This is a genomic window from Dyella sp. 01L423, from assembly GCF_056399945.1.
This window is the reverse complement of sequence record NZ_JBFTSI010000007.1, coordinates 39546-64315: the sequence shown is the minus strand read 5'-3', so window position 1 is coordinate 64315 and position 24770 is coordinate 39546. Positions and strand designations below refer to the sequence as shown.

The following is a 24770-nucleotide window of genomic DNA, read 5'->3' as shown; positions in this document are numbered from 1 at the left end:
AGCGATCACCTTGTAGGAGCGCACCCTGTGCGCGAACGCGGCCGGCAGGCCGCCCTGCGGTCGGCGTTCGCGCACAGGGTGCGCTCCTACACAAGGTGCCGGCGATCAGGGCAGGTGCTCGCTCGCCAGATATTCCTCGCTCTGCATTTCAATCAACCGTGATTCCGTACGGCCGAATTCCGCACGCAAGCGCTCACCGTCGTACAGCTCGGTAATCGCAGCAGCAGCGGACAGAATGAGTTTCACATGGCGGTCGTAGAACTCATCGACCAATTGCACGAAACGTCGTGCGGCATCGTCGGTATAGATGGTGAACTGCGGCACATTGGAAATGATCACCGCCGGACTGGTCTTGGCCAGCTCGATGTAGTCGGCCACGGCGCGCGGGCCTTCGCACAGCGCGGCGAAATCGAACCACACGATATTGCGGGCGCGTTTGCGCACCGGGATGGCGCGATCGTTGATGATCAGCTCGCCGCCGTCCTGCACCGCGCCTTCGGCCTGGGTGGTGAAGATGCGCGACAGCGCGCGCTCCGCTTCCGCGCTCGGCGGCGTCTGGTATACCGGGGCCTGGGTGAGTGCGCGCAAACGCCAGTCGTGCGAGGAAATCATCTGCACCACGCGGCAATGCTTTTCGATCAGCGCGATGGCCGGCAGAAAACGCGCACGCTGCAGGCCCTCCTTGTACAGGTTTTCCGGCGCCGTGTTCGAGGTGGTGACCAGGGCCACGCCGCGCTCGAACAAGGACTGCAGCAGCGTGCCCAGGATCATGGCGTCGCCGATGTCGTTGACCAGGAATTCGTCCAGGCACAGCACGCGGCAACGCGAGGCGATGTTGGCGGCGACCTCGATCAACGGGTCTTGCCGCTCGCCCAGCTCGCGCAACTGCTCATGCACCTCGCCCATGAAGCGATGGTAGTGACGGCGCAAGGCCATGCCCGGCGACAGGCTGGACACGAACATATCCATCAGGAAGGTCTTGCCACGCCCCACACTGCCCCACAGGTACAAGCCCTGCACGCCTTCGCGGGTGTCGTTGCCCAGCAGCGACTTCAGACGTCCAAACAGACCGTTGCCGTTGCCGTTCGCCTCGGCGGCGAGCAGGGCGGCATGCATGCGGTCGAACTCGGGCAGCAAAGCCTGCTGGGCAGGATCGGCCTCCCAGCGGTGCGCGCTGACGCCTTCGTGATAACGCGCACTGGGCGCGAGCAGGTCGGGATTACTCATGGGTACGGCGGACTCTACCGATGCCAGGTGGGGACGCCGGGCATCGCATCGGGGGGAGGTCGGGCAGCATCAATCCTGACGCGGCGGCGGCAGCCAGGGCTGCACGGCGTGCTTGATGGCGCCGCGCAAATCCATCAGGCGGCGGTGGAAGAAGTGGCTGGTTTCGGGCATGCGCACCAGTTCGGGCTTGTGCTTCATGCCGTCGATCCAGTTGAACACGGTCTGCGGGTCGACCACTTCGTCTTCCTCGCCCTGCACCACCAGCCAGGGGCAGGTCGGCAGCTGGATGTCCTCGAACGGCCAGCGACCGGCCGGGGGCGCGATGCTGATCAGTGCGTCGGCGCGCAGGCGCACCGCGTTGCGGATCGAGACATAGCTGCCGAACGAGAAGCCGGCTAGCCACAGGGCGTCGTCCGGCCGGGCGCGGCGCACCCAGGCGGCCACCGCGGCCAGGTCGTCGCCTTCGCCGTTGCCATGGTCATACGTGCCTTCGGATTCGCCCGTGCCACGGAAATTGAAGCGCACCGTATCCAGCCCGGACTCGCGCAGCGCGCGCTCCACCATGGTCACCACCTTGTTGTGCATGGTGCCGCCCTGGAGCGGGTGCGGATGGCAGATGATGGCGGTGCCGCGGCGCGCCTCTTCGGGCACGGCCACGTCGCTCACAGCTTCGAGCTTGCCGGCGGGCCCTTCCAGCGCGAAGCTGGACGCCTGCTCCGGAAAACGGTCGGGTTGGGTGGGGATGATCACGGGGTTCATAAGCAAGATGATAACCGCCAGCTGGCCCCGGCGTTCGGGCCGGCCGCGATGAATCATCTTGCGCACACGTTGCTGGCCGGTGACGACGAGCTGCTGCAACTGGGCGGCTTCCTGGGCGATTTCGTCCACGGACAGCCCGATCCGGCCCTGCCGCAGGGGGTGATCACGGGGATCCGCCTGCATCGGGCCATCGATGTGTTTACCGATAGCCATCCTGCGGTGGCAGAGGCGCGGGCGCTGCTCCCGGCGCCCTTCCGCCGTTACGGCGGCATCTTGCTGGACATGTGGTTCGACCACCTGCTTGCGCGCGATTTCCCGCGCTGGAGCCATCACTCGCTGGAGCCCTATTCGGCCCATCTGCGCGAGCTGCTGCACCGCTATGAACCCCTATTGCCGCCCGGCCTCCTGCGCTTTCGCAATTACATGGAGGCGCATGCGCTGCCGGCCGGGTATGCGCGGCCTGAAGAAATGGGCGCTGCGTTCGATGGCATTTCGCATCGCTTGAGTCGGAGCAATCCGGTCGGGGAGGCATTGCCGGTGCTGATGGGGCTGGATCGGCAGCTGCAGGCGACGTTTGAGGTGTTTTATCCGGAGTTGAGGGGGTTTGCGGGGGAGTGGGTGGGGGAGCATGGGGCGGGTGGGTAGCTGGGGTGCATTTGCTCGTCATCCCTGCGGAGGCAGGGATCCAGTGGCTTTGCGCTCGGTTGTCTCGTTCTTTCGGCCTGGCTCGCCTGCCGCGGGCTTCCAGCCTCCTGCCGGAGGCCGGGTTACTTTTCATTGCTTGCCCAAAGAAAAGTAACCAAAAGAAAGGACCCCCCGGGGCTGGACCGACATCAAGTGCCGAACAACGCCGGGCATTGCCGGGCGGCTGCTTGTTGTAGGAGCGCACTTGTGTTGGGTTGCGGGCAGTTTTTCTTTTGTGGGAGCGCACCCTGTGCGCGACAAACCTACGGAGCGATACACCCACGCGTGGCAGTCGCGCACAGGGTGCGCTCCCACAGACAAGCAGGCCGTTAGAGGGGGCAGCCTCCTGGCAAGCTCAGTTCACTGCTTCCTTGCCACCTTCTTTGTAAACCACGCCACCCTTCATCACGAAGTCCACCTTCTGCATCACGGTGATGTCCTCGATCGGGTTGCCGGGTACGGCGATGATGTCGGCCATGCGGCCCACGGCGATCTGGCCCAGTTCGTTTTGTTTGTGCAGCAGTTCGGCGGCATGCGTGGTGGCGGCTTGCAGCACGAACATCGGCGGCATGCCGGCTTGCACCATGTATTCGAACTCCTTGGCGTTCTGGCCGTGCGGATAGACGGCCGCATCGGTGCCGAAGGCGATCTTGACGCCGGCCTTGTATGCCTTGCCGGCGGTGGACTGGATGATCGGCCCCACCTGCAGCGCCTTGGCCGCGACCTGGGGCGGGTAATAGCCGGGCTTGGCGGCCATTTCCTGCACATACTTGCCGGCGATGATGGTGGGCACGTACCAGGTGCCGTGTTCCTTCATCAGCTTCATGTCTTCGTCGTTCATGAAGGTGCCGTGCTCGATCGAATCGACGCCGGCCAGCACCGCGCGGCGGATGGCTTCGGCGCCGTGCGCGTGCGCGGCCACGGTGAAGCCGTAGTCGTGCGCGGCGGTGACCACGGCCTTGATCTCGTCGATGGTCATCTGCGCGTTGTCGGCGCTGCTGCTTTCGTCGAGCACGCCGCCCGAGGGCATGATCTTGATGACGTCGACACCATCCTTGTAGTGCTGGCGCACTGCCTTATAGGCGTCGTCGGCGCTGTTGATGATGCCGTCCTTGGGACCGGGATTGCCGGCCAGGTCCATGCGATAGCCGTCGGTGGGATCGGCATGGCCGCCGGTGCTGCCGATCGGGCGGCCGGCGGTGAAGATGCGCGGGCCCGGCACGATGCCGGCGTTGATGGCGTTGCGCAGCGAGATGGATTCATTGCCCGCATCGCCGAGATTGCGCACGGCAGTAAAGCCGGCCATCAGGGTGCGCCGCGCGTAAACCGTCGATCGGATCGCGTAGTCGGAAATATTCCAGCGGAACTGATCGGTGTAGCCCGAGGGACTGGTTTCGCTGGTGAGATGCGTATGTGCGTCGATCAGGCCCGGCAGGCAAGTGCCGTTGATGAACTTCTCGTAGCGAAAGGCCGCGCCCGAGGTCTTGGCGGCGTTGGCGTAAGAGCTGTAGTCGACGAAGCCGGACTTGATCTCCTTGACCTGCTTGCCTTCGATCACCAGCGTGGTTTCGCCCAGCAGCTTGCCAGCGGCGGTGTCGACCAGGTGCGCACACTGCAGCACGGTGACGTCCGGCGGGGACTGCGCGGGTTCGGCCGCGATGGCGGTGGGCAGCGCAAGGGCTGCAGCGATGGCGAAGGCAACGCGTGTGGTCATGGTGAGCTCCCCGGGGTAAGAGCTCATCTTAGGGTGAGACCGGGGCGGCCGACCCATGACGAACTACCTATATGGGGGGCGCGCGTGAGTCAGTTCGTCTTATTGAATCTTGCGACCTGGCCGCAAATAAAGGAGCCGTCATCCCGGCTTGCGCCGGGATGACGATAGGAAAAGTGGTCGCTACGGTCTTATCGGGCGAGGGTTGCGGAGGGGGCGCAGCGCTGCCTCAGTCCTTCGTCCGCGTCTCGCCGTTTGCACTCTCTTCCACGGCCACCGTCTCCACTACCGTCGCCTCGACCGGCGCATGTTCATGCTGCTCAGCCGCCACATGACGCTCATGCAGCGCCTCGCTCGTGGCATCGGCAGGCAGCGGTTTTTCGGCCGCCGCGTCCTTCTCGCCATCGCCGCCCGGGGTGATCTTGAGGATGGAGTGGCGCACTTCGCGGGCCAGGATCACGCGTGCATCGCGCACCATGTCCTCCAAGCCCGTGTCGTAGTCGAGCTTGCCGGCCTCGTCGGTCCACACGATGCGGTTCTCGCGCAGCTTCTGGATGAAGCCGCGGAACAGCGCCTTGTCGAAGAACTCCGGCGCCGACAATTCGTTGAGCATGCTCAGGCGCTGCGCGGTGAGCGTGCAGGCGTTTTCCAACTCGGCCGAGGACAGCGTGTGAGGACCGTTCTTCACCAGCGCGGCGATGGTGATGTAGTAGCGCTCGAACGCCTGGATCAGGCTGCGCGCAATGATCTTGAGCTGGAAGGCCGCATCGTCCTGGCCCGGTCCGCGTTCCAGCACGCGGCCATCGCCGGTCGCTTCGAGCAGGCCGCGGCGCACGAAGAAATCGATGGTGGCCTGCAGCTGCGCGCAGAAACCGTCGGCATCCCACGGCAGGAACAGCTCGCCCTGGATGAACGGATAAATGATGCGGCCCAGGCGCAGCACCGATGCGCGCGACATGCGGCGATTGTTGAGGAAGCACGAGGCCACCCACGCCGCCGTCGCGGTGAGGTGCAACACGTTGTTGCGGAAATAGCTCAGCAACACCGCCTGCTCGTCTTCGGTGACCAGCACGTCGCCCAGCGGATGGCGCACGCGGCGGATCCAGCCCATCTGCTCGCCGTAGGCGATGATGCCGGGCGGATCCATCGAGGTGAGCGTCATGCGGTCCGAATAAGGCAGCTCTTCCAGCAGCGCCTTCATCAGTTCCAGCTGCGCGAGCAGGTCGTTTTCCGCCATCGCGTGCTTGGGCGTGGCCAGCAGGGCCAGCGCCAGCAGGTTGATGGGGTTCATGTCAGCGGCGCGGTTGATGTTGATCTGGATCTTGTCGGCCAGATCGTCCACCACGCGACCCAGCCACTCGGGCTTGGCGTCGGGATCGTCGGTGCGCCAGTCGGGACTGGCGGCGTCGAGCATGGGATTGAGCTCGATCGGCTCACCGAAATTCAGAGCGACGTGACCATAGCGCTGACGCAGCACTTTCAGGCCGCGCAGCAGGCCGATCAGTGATTCCTTTTCCTTGGGCTTGCCGGAGAGTTCGCCGATGTAGCTCTTGCCTTCCATCAGCTTCTCGTAGCCGATGTACACGGGCTGGAACAGCACCGGTCGGCGCGGCGCGCGCAGGAAGGCGCGCACCGTCATCGCCAGCATGCCGGCGCGAGGCGCCAGCAGACGTCCCGTGCGCGAGCGACCGCCTTCGATGAAGTATTCCATCGGCACGCCACGATCGATCAGCTGCGCCACGTATTCGTTGAACACCACCGAATACAGCGCGTTGCCCTTGAAGCTGCGGCGCAGGAAGAACGCGCCGCCACGGCGCAGGATCGGCCCGATCACCGGCAGGTTGAGGTTCACGCCCGCCGCGATATGCGGCACCACCACGCCAGACATGTGCAACTGGTACGACATCAGCAGATAGTCGGCATGGCTGCGATGGCAGGGCACATAGACCACTTCGTGGCCGGGCGCGGCGGCGCGGGCCTTTTCGAAGTGGTGCATGGCGATGCCGTCGTACAGCTTGTTCCAGAAGTTGGAGAGCAGGAACGAAGCCGAACGCACCACCGGGTGCGAATAGTCGGCGGCAATCTCCATCACCAGGTCGTGCGCACGACGCCACGCCTTGGCCTGGCTGATGTTCTCCTTCGCGGCCGTGGCGGCGATGGCGGCGCGGACGGGCTCGGCGTTCAACACCGAATCGACCACGGTGCGGCGATGCGACAGGTCGGGACCGATCACCGCCGCGCGGATGCGGCGGAAGTGCGTGCGCAACACACGGGCGATCTTGCGGGTGAGACGTTCGGGGCGAATATCGCCCGCCTCGTTCACCACCGTGCGCAGCGACACCGGCGTGGAGAAATGCACCACGGTGTCGCGGCCATTGAGCAGCAGCGCCAGCATGCGGCGGAAACGGCCGACGACGACCCAGTTTTCCGAGAACAGCACGCTGAACCAGCCCGACTCGCGGGTCGGGGCGCGACCGACATAGATGGAGACGGGCACGATCTGTACGTCGCGGTCGGGGTCGCCTTCCAGCGAGCGCACCAGCTGGCCCAGCGGCTCGCTGGGCGAGCGCTTGCGGCTGCGGCCGAACAGCCAGCCGTCGCGGCGCGCCAGGGCAAACACCGAACGCTTGCGGCGCGTGCCCGACAGCGGCGCCATCGGTGACGGCAAGCCGGCCTCGCGGCAGGCGCGCTCCAGGATCAGGGCATCGGAAAAGCCATCGCGCTCGATCACATAGCAAACCGGTATGCCTGCCTGAAGCAGGGCAGCCGGTTCGGCGGGATCGCGGCGGATGCGCATCCAGGGTTCGAGCAACTGCCCGGCCAGGTTGAACCACCAGGGCGCGCGGCTACGGGCGGGAGAGTCCGTGGTCGACATATTCTGCATTCCCCAATTGTAACTGGTGGCCCGAGAGGTCCGGACCGTTTGGGCGGTTCAGGCGGTAACGGCGAACGCCGCCCATGGCGCCGCCCCGGCCTTTTACCGGAGCGGAAGTAAACAAGGTGTTCTGGCCGGGGCTTAGTGCTTGGCCGGCGGTGGCGTCGTCATGGCCTGGACCGGCGTGCCGACGCTGGCCGGCATCGCCGGTGCCGCGGCACTTCCGGCCGGAGCCGGCGGAGCAAGCAGCCGCTCATGCGCTTCGCGCACGTTCTGCAGCACATCCTCGCTATACCAGCGCCCGTCTTGTTCGATCAGGTCCGACTCGGTAGCCAGCGGCTTGCCCAGCAAGACGTAGTCGATGCGCACATGGGCATGGCCGTTGCGGTTGTCCACCGTACTGACCTTGGCCGAATCGAGCGTGTCATCCACCGACAGGCCGTACACGGCCAGCGCCTGTTTGATGCCCAGGAAGCCGACGCTGTACTTCTGCATCGCGGTGTCGAAGTCCATCGCCTTCAGCTGCTCAGGCGTCTTCAGGTCGAGCTTGCGGGCGGTCGCCACGGCGATGCCGACGACCTGCTTGGCGCGGGCCTGGTCGAACCACGGCACGGTCTGCGCCCACGGCGCCAACACATTGATGACCTCGGTGGCCTGCTGCTTCTGCGGGTTGGTGAGGTCCTTGCTCTGCGACACGCCGGTGGCGGCAATCGCCTGGAAGATACCGATCATCACCGGCACCTGGTCCTGGTACTGCGCCTGCAGCTGGGCCAGCTTGGGCTTGGCCACCGCATAGAGCTTGGTTTCGGCATCGGGCGCGGTGAGCTGCTGCATGGTCTTGATGAAGTCCGCGCGGTCTTCGGGCGTAAGCGGGTGCTCGTCGGGGCGCGGGCGCGTCCAGTCGGAACGCAGCGTGTCGTAATCGGCCGGGGGCAGGGCGTGCTTCCAGAAGCCGGCGAAGTCGCCGGTCTTGATCAGGGCAATCGACTGCTGCACCGACGCTTCGGGGGTATCGCCGCCGACGACCACCGGCACCGGGCCGACGGTCTTGTGGTGCGAGGTCATGAACAGCGCGGCCGCCGTGGCCAGCACCAGCAGGGCAATGAACGCACCAACGGCGTAGTAGACGGATGAGCGACGCATGGAGTCTCGTTTGGTGGCGCCCGGCGACCTACGGAGGCGGTCGGCTGAGCGTAAGCGTGTCGACTCTGCGTGAACAAGAGGCGTGACGCCAAGTTGGGAGCCCGTTCAAGCGCTCTTTAAGTAGCACCAAAAGAAAACCCCGCGGGCGCTGAGCCTCACGGGGTAATCCGGCAGAGCCGGAAGGGAAATGGCCTTGCCTGCGGAGTTATCAAGGTCAGCAGGTGTCAGCGGGGAGGATGTTACTTCCCCGTCAAACTTAAAGCAATACTTTAGATTATGCTGCGTAAGTTGTTGTTTTTTCTTAATTGCAATCAGTCAAAACGCAGCGACTGGATCTTCTGGCGGCGACGCTCGTCGCGCGGGGCCGTGTAGTCATTATTAAACAGAGCGGGCTCCCATGCGCCATAGGTCGGGTTGGGCAGCACGAACCAGCGGGTGCCGATCCAGTCCATATAGGGCTTCATGGCCTTCTGGCGGCCCTCGGCGTTGTTCGCCAGAACGGTCACAAAATCGCCGATCTGGTCGCCAAACTGCATCAACACGCGATATTTATGGCTGATCAGCTGGCGGCGGCAGCCTTTCTCGGTGCCGATCTGTTCGCAGTCTTCGACAAACGTGCCCAGGCCCAGGAAGGATTCCGGACCCGCCACCGGCAGGCCGGCCTTGCGCAGGTTGGCCAGGGTGGCCTGATCCAGGTCCTTGGCGCGGTTGGAGATGTAGATCACCGCAATGCCGTGCTTGGCGGCGAACTGGGTGAATTCCACCACGCCCGGCAGGGCGCGGGCGCGCTGCTCGTTGCACCAGGCCGCCCAGTCAGCCTCGTTGTACTCGCCGCCGCTCTTGATCAGGCGTGCCTGGTAAGGCGAGTTGTCGAGCACGGTTTCGTCGATGTCCAACACCACGGCGGGCTTGAGGTCCTTGGACGGCGCCACGCGGTCGTCCTTGGGCAGCGCGTCCCACTGCTTGTCAGCCAGCGCGGCCGGCAGGCGGGCCTGCGCGTCGCGGTAGGTCTGCAGAAAGATCAGGTCATGCTCGATCGCCGTCTGGCTCCAGGCGACCGCGTTGAGGTTGTCATCGGCCGGTGACTTGGGCGTGGGTGCGGCGGCAGCCGGTGCGGCCGGAGCCGTCGGCGCAGGCGTCTTGGTCGGGGTGGATGTGGAACAACCAGCAAGCAGGACCAGGGCGGCAAGCGCCGCCGACAAACGAACGGACATAGAGGATTCCCGATTAAACAGAGCGCGCAGAATCGGATAAGTTTACGACAGGGGCGTGTCGATGCTGCCCGCGAGACAGGGCTGGCGGCCCTCTCCCGCTACTGACAGACTGCCTCCCATCCCCGCCGCCGCAAGATTTGCATGGAACCTGCCCAGAACGTCCGTCTCCCGTCGTCGGCCATCCGCATCACCAGCTATGTGTTGGCCGGCGTGGTGCTGGTGCTGGTCTTGGGCTTGCGCTTGTTGCCTGCGTTGTTCGCCGGCCTGCTGGTGTACGAGCTGGTGCAATCCACTGCGCCGCTGCTCGGCAAGCGCGTGCCCAGCGATCGGGCGCGGGTACTGGTGGTGGCCTTGCTCGCCACCATCGTGGTGGGTTTGCTGGTGTTGCTGATACTTGGCGCGGTGAGTTTTCTGCGCAATGAAATCGGCAACCCCGAGCTGTTGTGGCAACAGCAATTGATGCCGCTGGTGGAGAAAGCGCGCGAGCAGTTGCCAGGCACCGTGGTGGGCTGGTTGCCAGACAGCGTGGACGACTTGCGCGTGATGGCGCTGGAACTCACGCGCAGGCACTCGGTGAGCCTGCAGACCATCGGCAAGGAAGCGGCGCGCGTGTTCGTGCACATCCTGATCGGCATGGTGCTCGGCGCGATCGTGGCGCTCAGCCGCGCGCGTCCCGCGCACCAAGTCGGTCCGTTGGCTTCCGCGCTGGGCCTGCGCGCGCAGCGACTGGCGGAAGCGTTCCACAACATCGTCTTCGCGCAGATCAAGATATCGCTGCTCAACACGGCGTTTACCGCGATTTTCCTGCTCGGCGTGCTGCCGCTGCTGGACATACATGTACCACTGGCCAAGACCCTGGTGGTGGTGACCTTCATTGTTGGCTTGCTACCGGTCATCGGCAATCTGATTTCCAACACGGCGATCACCATTGCCGGCTTGTCGATTTCCCTGGGCGTGGGCATCGCAGCCCTGGGTTTCCTCATACTCATCCACAAGCTCGAGTATTTCCTCAACGCACGCATCGTCGGCAGCCAGATCCGTGCACGCGCATGGGAATTGCTGGTGGCCATGTTGCTGATGGAAGCCGCCTTCGGTCTGGCCGGCCTGATCGCCGCGCCGATCTACTACGCGTATCTCAAGAGCGAGCTTGAAGCCGAACGGCTGATCTGAGTCGCCGCGCGCGCACTCGCGCGCCAACGCAAGAACTGCACGACGTCCGTTCGCACTTGCGAATGGACGCATTGTGTTGCGCGCCTTCAGCAGTGACCTGCGAATACGAAGGCTTTCCTGCGAATGCATCGCAACTCTGCGATGCAAGAAAATAGTTCTTGCGCATCAATTATTTGCGACTTGCATGGGCCTGTTGCGATGCGCCTTCTTCGTGTTAGAAAGCCAAACAGGTGATTTCATTTGGGCGTCCAAATGATGACAACACCCGCGGGAGACGGGGACGCCGAAATCATCGGGCGTGCGAAGACGCGCGTGTGGGACAACCATTCATAGATTCGATGTAGGGGAGATCCATGTTGAAGTCCAAGCTCACGGCCGCCGTGCTGGCGGCCTTGGCGTTCGGCTGCGCGCCAGCCTTCGCCGCAACTACCGATACAAGCAGCAACGTCCAGCCGGGCGGTGCTGCTGCCACGGGTTCAAGCGCCGACGCGGCGCAGGATCAGTCCACCGATACCGATCAGCAAAAGAAGGCCAAACGCCTCGATGCGGTCACCGTCAGCGGCACCCTGATCAACAATGCGCAGATCCAGACGGCCGCGCCGATCTACACGATCACCAGTCAGGAAATCAAAGCCCGCGGCTTCAACAGCGTGGCTGAAGTGCTGCAGAGCTCGGTGATGTCCACCGGTTCCGTGCAGGGGCCGCAGGCCAGCGGTGGCTTCACCCAGGGTGCGCAGACCATCAGCCTGTACGGCTTGAACCCCGAGTACACGCTGACCTTGATCGATGGCCGGCCGATCACCCAGTTCGGCCAGCTGTACAACGGCCAGAGCAACTTCACCAATATCTCCAACATCCCGTTGGCGATGATCGACCACATTGACGTGCTGCCCGGTGGCGCCTCGTCCATCTACGGTTCGCAAGCCATTGCCGGCGTCGTGAACATCATCACCAAGCAGCACATGGACGGCGCCGAAGTGCTGGTGCGCGCGGGCGGCTACGACGGCGGCGGCGGTTCCAGCCAGCGTTTGTCGCTGACCTTCGGTCACCAGTTCGGCAAGCTCGACGTGCTCGGTGCCATTGAATTCGACAATCAATCGCCGATCTGGGCGTACCAGCGCTCGTTCACCGCGACCAATCCCACGCCGGTCACGGTGGCGCGCGTGCTCGACTACGGCACGCTCGATACCTATACCGGTGCCGTGCAGGGCTATATCAGCCCGCAGGACAACTGCGCCGCGATGAGCGGGTTGTTCAAGGGCACCACGGTCAACGCGCATTCGACCGATACCAGCCGCACCGGCACCTTCTGCGGTTCGAACAACGTCTACGGTTACACCACGTTGCAGAACCAGAGCCGCAGCTACGACGGCATGCTCAAGCTCAAGTATGACCTCAACGAATACGTGCGCTTCTACGGCGATGCGCTGGTCGACTGGCAGCAGCAGAAGTGGACGCCCGGTTCCCAATTCAACTGGTGGGGACCGATCGACTATCCGGGTGGACTGATCGAGGACACCAACGGCCATATCCTGTATCCGGAGCGCGTGTTCGGCCCCGAGGAAGTGGGCAACAATTACTACAATCAGTTCGGCCGCCAGGACGACCTGATGTATCAGGCCGACATCGGCGCCAACGGTACGTTCGGTGATTCGAACTGGTTGTGGGATATCTACTTCGTGCGTTCGGGCGACCGCACCACCTCGAGCACGCCTGAGCGCATGGCGGCGTCCGTGGACAGCTTCTTCGGCAACATCATTGGTCCGTCGCTGGGCAACGACCCCAACACCGGCCTGAACATTTACAACCCGAACTATGCGCAGTTCTACACCCCGCTGACGCCGGCCCAGCTGGCCAGCTTCATGCAGAACGTCGGCAGCGAATCCAACACCTGGGTCAACAACACGCGCGCCACCGTCAGCAACAGCAGCTTGTTCTCGCTGCCCGGCGGCGATGCAGCGTTGGCCGTGCTGGTGGAAGGCGGCAGCCAGGCCTGGTATGAGCCGATCAATCCTCTGATCTTGAACAACGAGGTGTGGGGCCTGACCGGTACCTCCGGCGGCGGCACGCGCAGCCATGCGGCGTCTGCCTTCGAGTTCAACGCACCGATCTGGAAGATGCTGACGGTCGATCTGTCGGGTCGATACGACCACTACGATGCCTCGGGCAGCGACACCGGCAAATTCACCTACAAGGCAGGCCTGGAGTTCCGCCCGTTCGAAACCTTGCTGTTGCGCGGCAATTATTCGACGTCGTTCCTGGCGCCTGACATGTCGGCGCTGTATCTGGGCCCGAGCGGCAACTACCAGAACATCACCGACTACTACCTGTGTGCCACGCAGGGCGGCGGCAACAACTGCAGCCAGAACTATTACTACGAGACCAACGGCACCACGCTGGCCAATCCCAAGCTCAAGCCCACCACCGCCAAGAGCTGGTCGGCCGGCTTTGTGTGGGCGCCATTGAACAACCTGAGCATCACCGCGGACTATCTGCATATCAACATCAGCAACGAGATCGCGCCGCAACCGGTGGATCTGCTGATGCGCGAGAACTCGCAATGTCTGCTCGGTCAGTTGCCTGCCAATTCGCCCGACTGTGCGGCGGCGATCTCGCAGGTGCAGCGTGATTCGCTGACCGGCCAGGTCAGCAGCATCACCCAGTACTACATCAACGTGTCGAGCGAGCAGACCGAGTCGGTGACCTCGCAGATCAAGTACCTGTTCAATCCCACCCCGGTCGGCCAGTTCAACCTGCAGCTCGACTGGAACGACATGCTCAAGCATGCCTACCAGATCTACCCGGGCGGCCCGACCATCAACCAGCTCACCAATCCCCTGTACAGCTCGGAATTCAAGAGCATCGTCAGCGGCTCGCTGGGCTGGTCGTTCCACGATACCTGGTCGAGCACGGTCTATTACCACCGCGATGGACCGTCGCCGAACTACACCGGCCTGATCAACGGTCCGAACTACCCGGGCGATGCCAAGGTGGCACCGTGGATCACCTGGAACTGGAGCGTCACCTACTCGCCCACCAAGGATGTGGACGTGTCGCTGTTGACCAACAACGTGTTCAACAAGATGCCGCCCAAGGATGGTTCGTACGCCGGTACGTACCCGTACTACAACAACGAGAATTACAACGTTTACGGCCGCGAAGTGATGGTGCAGCTGCAGTGGCGTTTCGGCGGCCACACCAACAACGGTTGATGTCCCCAGACCGGGATTGACCCAGCGAGCGGAGCTCTCCGCCCGCACTCGAAAGCCCCGCCAGGCTGGCGGGGCTTTTTTTTTCTCCATACGCCAGCGTTCCAGCCGGCTTGCCTGACTGAGCTGACGGGCTTTGAGGGGGCTTTTGTAGGAAAAACCCTACAGGCGACTGTCACATTCCTGCGAAAAAAATACGTAAATTCACACACTTACGAATTCGCAAGAAGAAACGGTTGTGTAAAATTTTTGTCTCGTGCTAAACATGTTTTTACGGCCTGTTCAGCTAGCCGTCAGCTAAACAAACCGTAGGCGCAAGTGCCTTTTTGCGAGTGGTTATGTCGGGTAGGGAGCCCGCCATAGCTGAAAACACGGCAGCAACGACACAAAAATCATTGCTTTTAGTAGGGGAGACAGCATGTTGAAGTCCAAGCTCACGGTTGCCGTGCTGGCAGCCATGGCGTTCGGGTATTCGTCCGCTTTTGCGGCCACCGCCACGCCAGATCCGCAAGATACGCAGCAGAGCGCGCAAGATGCCGCGCAGGCCGAAAAGGCCAAGAGGCTCGAAGCAGTGACCGTTACCGGCTCGCTGATTCCGCAGTCCCAGATCGAAACTTCTGCTCCGGTCACGACCATCACGGCCGAAGACATGAAGGTGCGCGGCTTCACCTCCGTCGCCGAAGCGCTGCAGCAGTCCTCGTTCGCTACCGGTAGCGTGCAGGGCGCGAGCACTTCCGCGAGCTTCACCCAGGGTGCGCAGACGCTCAGCCTGTTCGGCTTGCCCGTGGGCTTCGTGAAGTACCTCGTCGACGGTCGTCCGATGGGCAACTTCCCCGCGCTTTACAACGGCAGCGATTCGTTCAACAACCTCAGCGGCATCCCGATCGACATGGTCGATCACATCGACATCCTGCCGGGTGGCCAGTCATCGCTGTACGGTTCGGACGCCATTGCCGGCGTCATCAACATCGTGCTGAAGAAGAAGATCGACGCCCCGACCATCGACGCCCGCTACGGCTGGCATTCCGATGGCGGCGGTGCGGATCGCCGTCTCAGCTTTGCCGACAGCTGGAACGCCGGCAAATTCAACATCCTCGTGGGCGGCCAGTACGAAAGCATCCAGCCGATCTGGGGCTTCGACCGCAGCCTGACCAGCCAGTACTTCACCAAGGGCACGACTGCTGCTGTCGCTTCGCGCGACTTCCTGGTGTACAGCCCGTTCTCGGGCCAGTACTACTTCGAAGATCCCGCCAATTGCGCCGGCACCACCAGCCTGTTCCACGGCACGGAAGGCCTGCAGACGCGCAGCGGCGGCCGCACCTATTGCGGTACGTTCCAGTCGCCGGGCTATCGCACGCTGCAGAACGATACGAAGACGGCCAACCTCTACACGCACGCCACCTTCGACGTTAACGAGAACCTGCAGCTGTACAGCGACCTCCTGTACAACTACCAGGAGCAGAAGTACACCGCCGGTGCGCAGTACACCTGGTGGGGCACCGCCGATTTCGGCAGCGCCTTCTACGATCCGAATCTGGACGATTTCGTGGCGCTGCAGCGCGCATTCGCACCCGAAGAAGTCGGCGGCTTCCAGAACATCATGGACAAGCAGACCGAGAACTCGTACATGTTCACGTTCGGCGGCAAGGGCACGTTTGGCCAGTCCAACTGGGATTACGACCTGGGCTTCACCCACTCCGACGACAAGCTCGAGATTCGCAACTTCGATCGCTTCGCTGGCGCCATGGATGCGTACTTCCAGAAGAACGTGCTGGGTCCGCAGCAAGGTGTCGACCCGTACTACCAGAGCTATCCGGTCTTCACGCCGAACTACGCAAACTTCTACAAGACCATCTCGCAGGCCGACTTCAAGGCTATGACGGGCTACACCACCACCAAGGCCAAGACCTGGGACAACATGATCCGCGGCCAGGTCACCAACGGCTCGCTGTTCACCCTGCCGGGTGGCGACGCGGGTCTTGCCGTGGTGGCTGAAGGCGGCAACCAGGGTTGGTCGTACGTGCCCGATGAGCGCCTGCTCAATGGTGATATCTGGGGTCGTTCGGACGTGCAGGGTGCCGGTCATCGCACGCGCTACGCGGTCACCACCGAGCTGCGCCTGCCGCTGCTCAGCCAGCTGACGCTGGACGCCGCGGGCCGTTACGACAGCTATCACGTGGACGGCAACGATGTCAGCCACGGCACCTACAATATCGGTCTCGAGTACCGTCCGTGGGAGTCGTTCCTGCTGCGTGGCCGTTACGGCACGGCGTTCAAGGTGCCGACCCTGTCCGACGAGTTCCAGGGCGAGAGCGGCTACTACTCCTTCGTGCCCGACTACCTCAACTGCGCCCGCATGGGCCACTCGCCGGCGGACATCTCCAACTGTAAGGTGCCGTACGACAGCACTCAGTTCCAGGGCACGCAGTCGGGCAACCCGGCGCTGAAGCCGATCACCGCCAAGGTGTGGAGCTACGGCATGGTGTGGGCGCCGGTCACGCGCATGTCGTTCAGCGTGGACTACTTCCACTACGACATCAGCAACGAAGTGGCGGTCGAAAGTGCCGACAAGCTCTCGCAGGCGGAATACCTGTGCGACATCGGTTCGCTCGACATCAACTCGCCGACCTGTAAAAACGCGTTCGCCAAGATCACCCGCAACATTTCGCTCGATCCGGCCCTGCTTGGCCAGATCCAGTCGATCCTCACCCCGAAGGTGAACGTGGCAAGCGAGAAGGTCAACGCGCTGACCGCCGAATTCAGCTATGGCTGGAGCGTCGGCAGCCTGGGCAACATGACCTTCGCCACCTCCTACAGCGATGTGCTCAAGCACGAAATCCAGCAGTACCCGGGCGACCCGCTGATCGACGTGCTGCGCCATCCGTACTACAGCACGGACTTCAAGACCAAGGTCAACGGCTCGCTGACCTGGACGCCGAACGACCAGTGGAGCGGCACGGTGTACTTCAACCGTTACGGTTCTACGCCGAACTATCTGTCAACGGTGGCAGACAACTACACCGTCGCGGGTACCGGCAAACTGGCCCCGTGGATCCTGTACAACGCCAGCGTGACGTACAACCCGATCAAGAACCTGGGTCTGTCGTTCCTGGTCAACAATGTGTTCAACAAGATGCCGCCGCAGGATACGAGCTATCCGGGCACCGAGGCGTCGCCGTACAACGACACGAACTACAACGTGTACGGTCGTGCTTACTACATCGAGGCGAACTACAAGTTCTAAGCCAGCCTCGATGTCGCAACATGAAAGGCCCCGCGCAAGCGGGGCCTTTTCTTTGTGTACCGCAGGCTGCCGTTAGTCGCGGATGGCGACGCCTTCGTGTTCCAGCAGCGTGCGCAAGGCGTCCATCGGCGCGCCGTAGCGCTTCCAGCGCTGCAGAGATCGACGGTTCATGGGCTCGCGCACTTGAACCGCGCTCGCCGTGGCGACGGGCGAGGTGTTTTCGTGGAAGCTGAGGCAGGCCTCGTTCCATGCCAGTCCGCAGAAGTCGATGATGCGGCGCGACTGGCCTTCCTGGTCGTTGACCAGCGACTCGTAATCCACCTCGAGAATATGGCCGGGAAAGACCTGTTGCCAATGCGCCATCAGCCGCTCGAATCCAACGTAGTATCGGCCGGTATCTTGCAGATCGAATGAGTAGTCGTAGTGCGGCGTGGTAAGGCTGAACAGTTGCCTGAAATTGCTCAGGCAGATGTCCATGGGGTCGCGCCTCAGGCAAATGATCCGGGCGTTGGGCAGCGCGCGCGCGATGAAGCCGGCGTAAAGAAAGTTGTGCGGCAGCTTGTCGATGAAGCGCGGGCGCGCACCGGTGCCCGGTCGCGTGCTCATGACGTAGTGTCGGCCCAGTTGCTCCGGGTCGGTCTGCAGGCTGCGCAGAATGGTGTCTTCGTCCAACAGCATGGGCGTAGGGCTGCCGGACAAGCGTTTCAGCACCAAGCCGAAGTTCTGCAGCTCGCCGGCGGTCTGCACGTCGGGATGATTGCTAACGATGCGCTCGACCAGCGTGGTGCCCGAACGCGGCATGCCGATGATGAAGATGGGTTCCGCGGTGTCGTGCCCTTGCCGGTTGGTCGCGGCTGATGGAAACGCCCTGATCAGTGCGTCGAACAGCGCCCGATCGCGTTCGTGCCGATACCCGCGCCCAATGCCGCCGGCAGCTTTGCCCTTTGCCAAATGCTCGAAGGCCTCGGCAAAGTCTCCGAGGTCCTCGCACTCCTTGGCCAACGCCAGATGCATGTACATCCGCGCGTGGTTGTCGCCGGACGTCTCGGCAAGCCATTGCTCCAGGCGAGGGCGATGATGGCGTTCCGGCGTCTGCCGTCGCGCGTGCGCCAAGGTGAAATGTGCCCGCCACGCGCGCGGGTCGAGCGCAAGGCAGCGCTCGAGCGCGCGCTCGGCATCGTCTAGCCGCCCGTTGGCGATAAGGGACGACGCCAGGTTATAGAGATGGTGAGGGCTGTGCGGGGCCAGCGCCGTGGCGCGCTCGAACGCCTCGCAGGCTTTCTGATGGGCGTTTGCCAACGTATAGATGACACCCAATGTATCGAGCTGGGTGGCGTCAGCAGGTGCCAGCGCCATGGCGCGATCCGCTTGGGCAAGCGCATCCGCGGTGAGATTGCAGTTGGACAAGGTGCGGGCGAACTGGCTCGCATAAAGGCTGCTGCCGGGTTCCAGCGTGGCGGCGTAGCCCACGTGCCGCGCAGCGACTTGTAGTTGTCCCAGTTCCAGCGATGCCACGCCGAGCACGTAGTGCAGCCCGGCGTCCTCCGACATCATGCGCAACAACGGCATGCCGAGCTGGAGCACTCGCTGCCATTCGCGCTGGTTGAACGCGGCGAGGGTCTGCTGGTAAATCGTGGAAATATCGTTCATGGCACCCGGCAACGCAGAACGTGCGAAACCCGATAGTAACCGGATGCCGCAGGCGTGTTATCCCGCCAGCATCGCCGCAATCTTCGCCATGTGCGACTCGGCGGTCTCACGCACCACTTCCTTGTCCGCCTCCGGGTCCTTGCCCTGCCAGTGCAGGTCGTCCTGCGGCAGTTCGTGCAGGAAGCGGCTGGGCTGGTTGCTGTTCACTTCGCCGTAGCGCTTGGTCTTGGCCGACCAGGACAGCGTGAGCATTTCCTTGGCGCGCGTGATGCCCACGTACATCAGGCGGCGCTCCTCGTCGATGCGGCCCTCGTCGATGGCGCCGTCGTGCGGCAGCGTGCCTTCCTCGCAGCCCACGATGAAGACGAAGCGGAACTCCAGGCCCTTGGCTGCGTGCAGCGTCATCATGCGTACGGCGTTGCCCGGCTCGTCGCGATCGGCATGTGTGAGCAGGGCAAGCTGGGCGGCGAGATCGCCGGTGGTGTTGTCGTTGCGCTGCATCGCGCGGAACCAGTCAGCCAGCTCGCGCAGATTGCCAAGGCGCCGCTCGCGCAGCGTGGCATCGGTGGTGCTGGCGGCCACATGGGCGGCGTAACCGGTTCGCTGCAGCACGGTCTCCACCAGATCGGCAGCGCTCTGATGCAGCGATGCGCTGCGCAGCTCGTCCATCAATTGTGTGAACGAAGCGAGCGCCGAGGCAGGGCGCGGCGATAGCTGGCGCAACACGGCATCGCTGCGTGCGGCGTCCAGCAGCGGTGCGTGGCGCGTCTGTGCGATTTCGCCAAGTTTTTCCAGCGTGGTGGCACCAATTTCGCGCTTGGGTACGTTCACCACGCGCAGGAAGGCGGCGTCATCGCTCGGGTTGGTAAGCAGGCGGAAATAGCACAGCAAGTCCTTCACTTCCGCGCGATCGAGAAAGCTCAATGCGCCGGAGAGGTGATAAGGCACGCGTGCCAGGCGCAGTGCTTTCTCCAGCGGACGCGCCTGGAAATTGCCGCGATACAGGATGGCGATGTCGTGCCAGCGCGCTTTGTGCTTTTCCGCGAGCGACGCGGCGATGGCGGCCACGCGTTCGGCTTCGTGCTCGTTTTCCTTGCACTCCAGCACGCGGATCTGCGCGCCTTCCGGGTGCTCGCTCCACAGCTTTTTTTCGTGCAGATGCGGATTGTTGGCGATCAGCTTGTTGGCGGCGCGCAGGATGCGCTTGCCGCAACGGTAGTTCTGTTCCAGCTTGATCACGCGCAGGCTGGGCCAGTCCTTGCCGAGCTGGTCGATATTCTCCGGATTGGCGCCGCGCCAGGCGTAGATCGACTGGTCGTCGTCGCCCACGCAGGTGAAGCTGCCGCGTTCGCCAGCCAGCGCCTTCAGCAGGCGGTACTGCGCGTCGTTGGTGTCCTGGTACTCGTCTACCAACAGATAGCGCAGGCGTTCGCGCCACACCGTGCGGCACTCTTCGTCGCTTTCGAGAATGCGCAGCGGCAGGCGGATCAAATCGTCGAAATCCACCGCATTAAAGGCGTTGAGGCGCTGCTGGTACATCTCGTAGATGGTGGCCGCGTCGAGCTCGCGCGGACTGCGCGCGGCGGCCAGCGCCTCTTCGGGCGACAGGCCGGCATTCTTCGCACGGCTCACCAGGTTGCGTATGCCGAACAACACATCGGGCTTGATGCCCTTGGGCGCCAGTTCCTTGATGATGCCTTCGCTGTCGTCCGCATCGAGCACTGAAAAGCCCTTGCGCAGCCCGGCGCGCGCATGCTCCATCTGCAGGAATTTCAGGCCCAGCGCGTGGAAGGTACACACGGTGAGCGCGGCGGCGTCCTCGCTGCTGATCAGCTTGGTCACGCGCTCGCGCATTTCCTTCGCCGCTTTGTTGGTGAAGGTGATGGCGGCGATGCGCGAGGGCGCGAGCTTCTTGCGCTCGATGAGATAGGCAATCTTTTGCGTGATCACCGAAGTCTTGCCCGAACCGGCGCCTGCCAATACCAGCAGTGGACCGTCACAGTGTTCCACGGCGGCCAATTGTTGGGGATTGAGCATGAGAATCGCGGTAGATGGGCGGCGCCCGATGTTAGCAGAGCGCCCCCGCCCAAAGCAGGCTATGCTGCCCAAACCGCAGGCCGTGGAACGCCGGAAACCTGCGCATCACGGGAGCGTGAGATGGGCAGACTGGCGGGTATCGGCGTGGTGATCCTGGGGCTTGCGTGCGCCGGACACGCGTTGGCGCAGCAGGCAGCCGACACCACCGACATCAAGCGCAGCACCGAGCTGCTCAAGGGCATGGAGTCGCGCGTCTTCGTCGATGCCCACAGCGACTTGCGTTATCGCTATAAGGGCATGGAGGCCTACGGCGAAGGCCACCATCGCGACGCCTTCCACTATTTCCGCCTGGCGTCCCGCTACGCCGACAAGACCTCGCAGTCGCTGGTGGGCGTGATGTATTGGACGGGCGACGGCGTGGCCATGGATCGCCCGCTGGCTTATGCATGGATGGAGCTTGCCGCCAGCCGCGGCTATCCCGAATTGCTGCGTCAGCGACAGATCTACTGGGATCAGCTGAGCGCCGCGGAACGCGCCAAGGCGCGGGAACTGCGCCCGACGCTCGAAGACGACTACGGCGACGCCGCCGGTTCCAGCCGGCTCACCCTCGAGATCGGCGCCAGTCTCAGACAAGTGACCGGTAGTCACGTCGGCTGGCTGGGCAACGGCAGCGCTATGTACGGCGACAACGCCGTGGAAGACTTCAGCAGTTTCGACAAGGCGTTGCACATGAAGACGGCCGAGTACCTGCAGGTGAAGGATGTGCAGTGGGAGTTGCAGATGAATAGCCGCGTCAACGTGGGCGAGCCCGAACCGGTGGAGCCGCCCCGGACCAAGCCGACACGACCGGCAGCCTGAGCCGGTAAAGCCCGGGCGGGCGGTATGCTTGGCGGGCAGCGTCGATCACCATGGAGAGCGTGATATGGCCAAGGCAGTACTTTGCAGTCTCTGTATCGCCGTGCTTGCGGTGGCGCCGGGATGGAGCATGGCGCAGACGGCGGATCCGTCCATGCATTCGGACGATCTGAAGCAACTGGGTGTGCTGGAGCAGGCGCTGGCCGAGCCCGGTGTGGTCGAGCACCACTCCGATCTCTATTTCCGCAGCCTGGGCGCGGACGCCTACAAGGCGGGCCACAAGGAGCGCGCACTTGAGATGTTCACCGCGGCGGCGCGCTTCGGCGACAAACCATCAGAGGCCATGGTGGCCACGATGTACTGGAACGGCGATGGCACCGCGGTCGATCGTCCACGCGCCTACGCGTGGATGGATCTGGCCGCCGATCGCGGTTACCGCGACCTGCTGATCCAGCGCGAGCTTTACTGGAATCGACTGAGCCCGTCCGAACGCGACGAAGCCATCAGCGTGGGCAAGCAGATCTACGACAAATACTCGGACGAACAGGGCAGGCAACATCTTGCCGCCGAGCTGTTCCGCGTCACCCATCAGGTCACCGGCAGCCACGCGGGCTATGTGGGCAATGGCGTCGTGGTCTACTCGCTGGGCGGCCTGGATGCGGCCAACGCGGGCCACACCGGCTATATCTCCGATGGCGATATGACACAGCTCAGCAAGTACTACAGCAAGGCCGTGTGGTCGACGGACGACTATTTGCACCTGAAGGACGTGCAATGGCGCCTCAAGGGCCCCTTGCAGGGAAACGTCGAGGTCGGCGAGCCGCTGCAGGTCTCACCCGCGCCCGAGTCGCAGCCGCGAGGCTGAATAGCGCGCCGCGCGGTACGCCACGGCCCGTGCCGCGCGGCCATAATCCAGATAGGCCATGACGTGGGGATGCAACGTGGTAGAAGCGAGTTCGGAAGTCCACGACCAGTGCGACGTGGTGGTGATCGGCGGCGGCCCTGCGGGCAGCACGGCCGCCACGCTGCTGGTGCGGCGCGGCTATCGCGTCATTGCACTGGAGAAAGACCATCATCCCCGATTTCACATCGGCGAATCGCTGCTGCCGATGAATCTGCCGATCTTCGAGCGGCTGGGCGTGCTCGATCAGGTCCGCGCGCTGGGCGTATTCAAGCCGGGCGCGGATTTCGAGGCCGATAACGAGTCTGGCTACATCACCTTCGAATTCGCCCGCGCGCTCGGCAACAGCCCACCGCATGCCTATCAGGTGCGGCGGCAGGACTTCGATCAGATGCTGTTCCGCCACGCCGCCAGCAGCGGCGCGGATACGCGCGAAGGCCATGAGGTGCGCGGCGTGGAAGAACGTGGCCCGCATGACTGGCTGGTGCAGGTGACCACCGATCGGGGCGAGCAGTACGCCATCCGAGCACGCTACGTGGTGGACGCCTCCGGTCGCGATGCGTTCCTCGCGGGCAAGAAGAAGCTCAAGCGCAAGAATGCGGAACACCAGAGTGCAGCCATTTTTGGCCACTTTCGCGGCGCGGAGTACCGGGCCGGCGAACACGCCGGCAATATCAGCATCTACCGGTTCGATCACGGCTGGATGTGGATGATTCCCTTGCCCGACGGCGTGATGAGCGTGGGCGCGGTGTGCTGGCCCGACTATCTCAAGCAGCGACGCGGCCGCAGCACCGATTTCCTGCTGGAAACGCTGCGCCAGAATCCGGCGCTGTGGAAGCGCATCGAACAGGCCGAGCTGATCGACAACGAAGTGCGCGTGACCGGCAACTATTCGTACGACTCGGCGCGCATGGCGGGTCCGGGCTGGGTGCTGATCGGCGATGCCTTTGCGTTCCTCGACCCGGTGTTTTCCTCCGGCGTCTACCTCGCCATGAGCGGAGCGGAACAGGCGGTGGAAGTGGTGGATGCCGCGCTGCGCGATCCGACCCGCGAGGCGGCCTTGCAGCGCCGACTGGAGCGTCGCCAGCGTCGCGGCATGAAGCGGTTTGCGTTCTTCATCTACCGCTTCAACGGATCGATCATGCGCCAGGTCTTCAGTTCGCCGCGCAATACCTTCCAGATCGAGCAGGGCGTGATCTCGATGCTGGCGGGCGACGTGTTCGACTCGTTCAAGGTGTGGATACGCATACTCGCCTTCAAGGGCGTGTACCGGGCGCTCACCCTGCGCGAATGGCGGCGCTGGAACGGCGACCGCCACTACCGGCTGGCGCAAGCCCATGCACAGTTCAGCGGGGGCACCACGCCGCTGGACAAGGAATAGGCAGAGCGCCTCAGGCGCTGAAGGCCAGCGGTCAACCGGGTAACATCAGCGCCCCGCCACAGGAACCGTCATGGCCAAGCTCTATTTCTATTATTCGGCGATGAATGCCGGCAAGACCACGACCTTGCTGCAGAGTGCCTACAACTACCACGAGCGTGGCATGCGCACGCTTATCCTCACGCCGGCGCTGGACAATCGCTACGGCGAGGGCGTGGTGGCCTCGCGCATCGGCCTCAAGGCGAACGCTGTGCGCTTTGGCGGGGAAGAAGACCTGCTGGCCCTGGTGCAGGCAGATATCGCCGTGCGCGGCCCGCTGCATTGCGTGTTTGTCGACGAGGCGCAGTTTCTCAGCAAGGCCCAGGTTTGGCAGCTGAGCGACGTGGTGGACAAGCTCAACGTCCCGGTGCTCGCCTATGGCCTGCGCACCGATTTTCGCGGCGAGCTGTTCGAGGGCAGCCGCTACCTGCTCGCCTGGGCCGACAATCTGGACGAGATCAAGACCATCTGCCACACCGGCCGCAAGGCCACCATGGTGGTGCGCGTGGATGAACAGGGCCGGGCCGTCACCGAAGGCCCGCAGGTTGAGATCGGCGGCAACGACCGCTATGTCTCGGTGAGTCGCGCCGAGTTCAAGAACATTACGGAAGGACACGGCAGGATTGAACTGCAGCAGCCCGTGCTGCCGCTGGGCGAAGGGCATTGAGCGTTTC

At 63.5% G+C, this 24770-nt stretch carries 16 protein-coding genes; 8 read left to right on the top strand and 8 right to left on the bottom strand.

What is annotated here, in order from left to right; all coding sequences use genetic code 11:
• Positions 1-105: 105 nt before the first annotated feature.
• The gene (zapE, locus tag AC1DMY_RS17660; RefSeq protein WP_477166174.1) at positions 106-1227 is read right to left on the bottom strand and encodes a cell division protein ZapE; all 1122 of its coding nucleotides are present in this window, start codon (positions 1225-1227) and stop codon (positions 106-108) included.
• Between the two features lie 69 nt (positions 1228-1296).
• Positions 1297-1986, bottom strand: a complete 690-nt coding sequence (locus AC1DMY_RS17655) for an alpha/beta hydrolase (RefSeq protein ID WP_477166173.1) — start codon at positions 1984-1986, stop codon at positions 1297-1299.
• A 48-nt stretch (positions 1987-2034) separates the two neighbouring features.
• On the opposite strand from AC1DMY_RS17655, the gene AC1DMY_RS17650 reads away from it, so the two are divergent.
• Positions 2035-2631, top strand: coding sequence for an acyl carrier protein phosphodiesterase (locus AC1DMY_RS17650; RefSeq protein ID WP_477166172.1), 597 nt, complete (start codon positions 2035-2037; stop codon positions 2629-2631).
• A gap of 394 nt (positions 2632-3025) precedes the next feature.
• Here AC1DMY_RS17650 and AC1DMY_RS17645 read toward each other — a convergent pair whose 3' ends face one another.
• From AC1DMY_RS17645 to AC1DMY_RS17630, 4 genes are all read right to left on the bottom strand, one after another.
• Positions 3026-4384, bottom strand: a complete 1359-nt coding sequence (locus AC1DMY_RS17645) for a metal-dependent hydrolase family protein (RefSeq protein ID WP_477166171.1) — start codon at positions 4382-4384, stop codon at positions 3026-3028.
• A gap of 226 nt (positions 4385-4610) precedes the next feature.
• Entirely contained in the window at positions 4611-7256 is a 2646-nt protein-coding gene (gene plsB / locus AC1DMY_RS17640) for a glycerol-3-phosphate 1-O-acyltransferase PlsB (RefSeq protein WP_477166170.1), read from the bottom strand.
• A 141-nt stretch (positions 7257-7397) separates the two neighbouring features.
• Positions 7398-8399 carry a hypothetical protein gene (locus tag AC1DMY_RS17635; protein ID WP_477166169.1) on the bottom strand — a complete coding sequence of 334 codons (1002 nt, stop codon included), beginning with the start codon at positions 8397-8399 and terminating at the stop codon, positions 7398-7400.
• 311 nt (positions 8400-8710) lie between these two features.
• The gene (locus tag AC1DMY_RS17630; RefSeq protein WP_477166168.1) at positions 8711-9613 is read right to left on the bottom strand and encodes a 5'-nucleotidase, lipoprotein e(P4) family; all 903 of its coding nucleotides are present in this window, start codon (positions 9611-9613) and stop codon (positions 8711-8713) included.
• 141 nt (positions 9614-9754) lie between these two features.
• Between AC1DMY_RS17630 and AC1DMY_RS17625 the strand changes: the two genes are divergently transcribed.
• The 3 genes from AC1DMY_RS17625 (at position 9755) to AC1DMY_RS17615 (ending at position 17236) form a co-directional block, all read left to right on the top strand.
• The gene (locus tag AC1DMY_RS17625; protein ID WP_477166167.1) at positions 9755-10783 is read left to right on the top strand and encodes an AI-2E family transporter; all 1029 of its coding nucleotides are present in this window, start codon (positions 9755-9757) and stop codon (positions 10781-10783) included.
• Between the two features lie 353 nt (positions 10784-11136).
• A complete protein-coding gene (locus tag AC1DMY_RS17620) occupies positions 11137-13995 on the top strand; it encodes a TonB-dependent receptor domain-containing protein (protein ID WP_477166166.1) in 2859 nt (952 codons plus the stop codon).
• Positions 13996-14410: 415 nt separating this feature from the next.
• Entirely contained in the window at positions 14411-17236 is a 2826-nt protein-coding gene (locus tag AC1DMY_RS17615; RefSeq protein WP_477166165.1) for a TonB-dependent receptor domain-containing protein, read from the top strand.
• A gap of 72 nt (positions 17237-17308) precedes the next feature.
• Here AC1DMY_RS17615 and AC1DMY_RS17610 read toward each other — a convergent pair whose 3' ends face one another.
• The gene (locus AC1DMY_RS17610) at positions 17309-18886 is read right to left on the bottom strand and encodes a tetratricopeptide repeat-containing sulfotransferase family protein (RefSeq protein WP_477166164.1); all 1578 of its coding nucleotides are present in this window, start codon (positions 18884-18886) and stop codon (positions 17309-17311) included.
• A 57-nt stretch (positions 18887-18943) separates the two neighbouring features.
• Positions 18944-20923 carry a UvrD-helicase domain-containing protein gene (locus AC1DMY_RS17605; RefSeq protein ID WP_477166163.1) on the bottom strand — a complete coding sequence of 660 codons (1980 nt, stop codon included), beginning with the start codon at positions 20921-20923 and terminating at the stop codon, positions 18944-18946.
• 120 nt (positions 20924-21043) lie between these two features.
• On the opposite strand from AC1DMY_RS17605, the gene AC1DMY_RS17600 reads away from it, so the two are divergent.
• The 4 genes from AC1DMY_RS17600 to AC1DMY_RS17585 all read left to right on the top strand — a co-directional run bounded on the left by AC1DMY_RS17600 (position 21044) and on the right by AC1DMY_RS17585 (position 24763).
• Positions 21044-21781: an SEL1-like repeat protein gene (locus AC1DMY_RS17600; RefSeq protein ID WP_477166162.1), complete on the top strand. Its 738-nt coding sequence runs from the start codon at positions 21044-21046 to the stop codon at positions 21779-21781.
• Positions 21782-21845: 64 nt separating this feature from the next.
• The gene (locus tag AC1DMY_RS17595; RefSeq protein ID WP_477166161.1) at positions 21846-22643 is read left to right on the top strand and encodes a hypothetical protein; all 798 of its coding nucleotides are present in this window, start codon (positions 21846-21848) and stop codon (positions 22641-22643) included.
• Between the two features lie 58 nt (positions 22644-22701).
• On the top strand, positions 22702-24060 hold the full coding sequence (locus AC1DMY_RS17590) for an NAD(P)/FAD-dependent oxidoreductase (protein ID WP_477166160.1): 1359 nt from the start codon (positions 22702-22704) through the stop codon (positions 24058-24060).
• A 70-nt stretch (positions 24061-24130) separates the two neighbouring features.
• On the top strand, positions 24131-24763 hold the full coding sequence (locus AC1DMY_RS17585; protein WP_477166159.1) for a thymidine kinase: 633 nt from the start codon (positions 24131-24133) through the stop codon (positions 24761-24763).
• Positions 24764-24770 lie beyond the last annotated feature (7 nt).

What these genes read in the sequence shown, in the direction of transcription:
- zapE (WP_477166174.1), bottom strand. Translation starts at nt 1,227, where the DNA reads ATGAGTAATCCCGACCTGCTCGCGCCCAGTGCGCGTTATCACGAAGGC.
- AC1DMY_RS17630 (WP_477166168.1), bottom strand. Translation starts at nt 9,613, where the DNA reads ATGTCCGTTCGTTTGTCGGCGGCGCTTGCCGCCCTGGTCCTGCTTGCT.
- AC1DMY_RS17625 (WP_477166167.1), top strand. Translation starts at nt 9,755, where the DNA reads ATGGAACCTGCCCAGAACGTCCGTCTCCCGTCGTCGGCCATCCGCATC.
- AC1DMY_RS17610 (WP_477166164.1), bottom strand. Translation starts at nt 18,886, where the DNA reads ATGAACGATATTTCCACGATTTACCAGCAGACCCTCGCCGCGTTCAAC.
- AC1DMY_RS17595 (WP_477166161.1), top strand. Translation starts at nt 21,846, where the DNA reads ATGGCCAAGGCAGTACTTTGCAGTCTCTGTATCGCCGTGCTTGCGGTG.
- AC1DMY_RS17635 (WP_477166169.1), bottom strand. Translation starts at nt 8,399, where the DNA reads ATGCGTCGCTCATCCGTCTACTACGCCGTTGGTGCGTTCATTGCCCTG.
- AC1DMY_RS17655 (WP_477166173.1), bottom strand. Translation starts at nt 1,986, where the DNA reads ATGAACCCCGTGATCATCCCCACCCAACCCGACCGTTTTCCGGAGCAG.
- AC1DMY_RS17645 (WP_477166171.1), bottom strand. Translation starts at nt 4,384, where the DNA reads ATGACCACACGCGTTGCCTTCGCCATCGCTGCAGCCCTTGCGCTGCCC.
- AC1DMY_RS17615 (WP_477166165.1), top strand. Translation starts at nt 14,411, where the DNA reads ATGTTGAAGTCCAAGCTCACGGTTGCCGTGCTGGCAGCCATGGCGTTC.
- AC1DMY_RS17650 (WP_477166172.1), top strand. Translation starts at nt 2,035, where the DNA reads ATGAATCATCTTGCGCACACGTTGCTGGCCGGTGACGACGAGCTGCTG.
- AC1DMY_RS17600 (WP_477166162.1), top strand. Translation starts at nt 21,044, where the DNA reads ATGGGCAGACTGGCGGGTATCGGCGTGGTGATCCTGGGGCTTGCGTGC.
- AC1DMY_RS17620 (WP_477166166.1), top strand. Translation starts at nt 11,137, where the DNA reads ATGTTGAAGTCCAAGCTCACGGCCGCCGTGCTGGCGGCCTTGGCGTTC.
- AC1DMY_RS17590 (WP_477166160.1), top strand. Translation starts at nt 22,702, where the DNA reads ATGACGTGGGGATGCAACGTGGTAGAAGCGAGTTCGGAAGTCCACGAC.
- AC1DMY_RS17585 (WP_477166159.1), top strand. Translation starts at nt 24,131, where the DNA reads ATGGCCAAGCTCTATTTCTATTATTCGGCGATGAATGCCGGCAAGACC.
- plsB (WP_477166170.1), bottom strand. Translation starts at nt 7,256, where the DNA reads ATGTCGACCACGGACTCTCCCGCCCGTAGCCGCGCGCCCTGGTGGTTC.
- AC1DMY_RS17605 (WP_477166163.1), bottom strand. Translation starts at nt 20,923, where the DNA reads ATGCTCAATCCCCAACAATTGGCCGCCGTGGAACACTGTGACGGTCCA.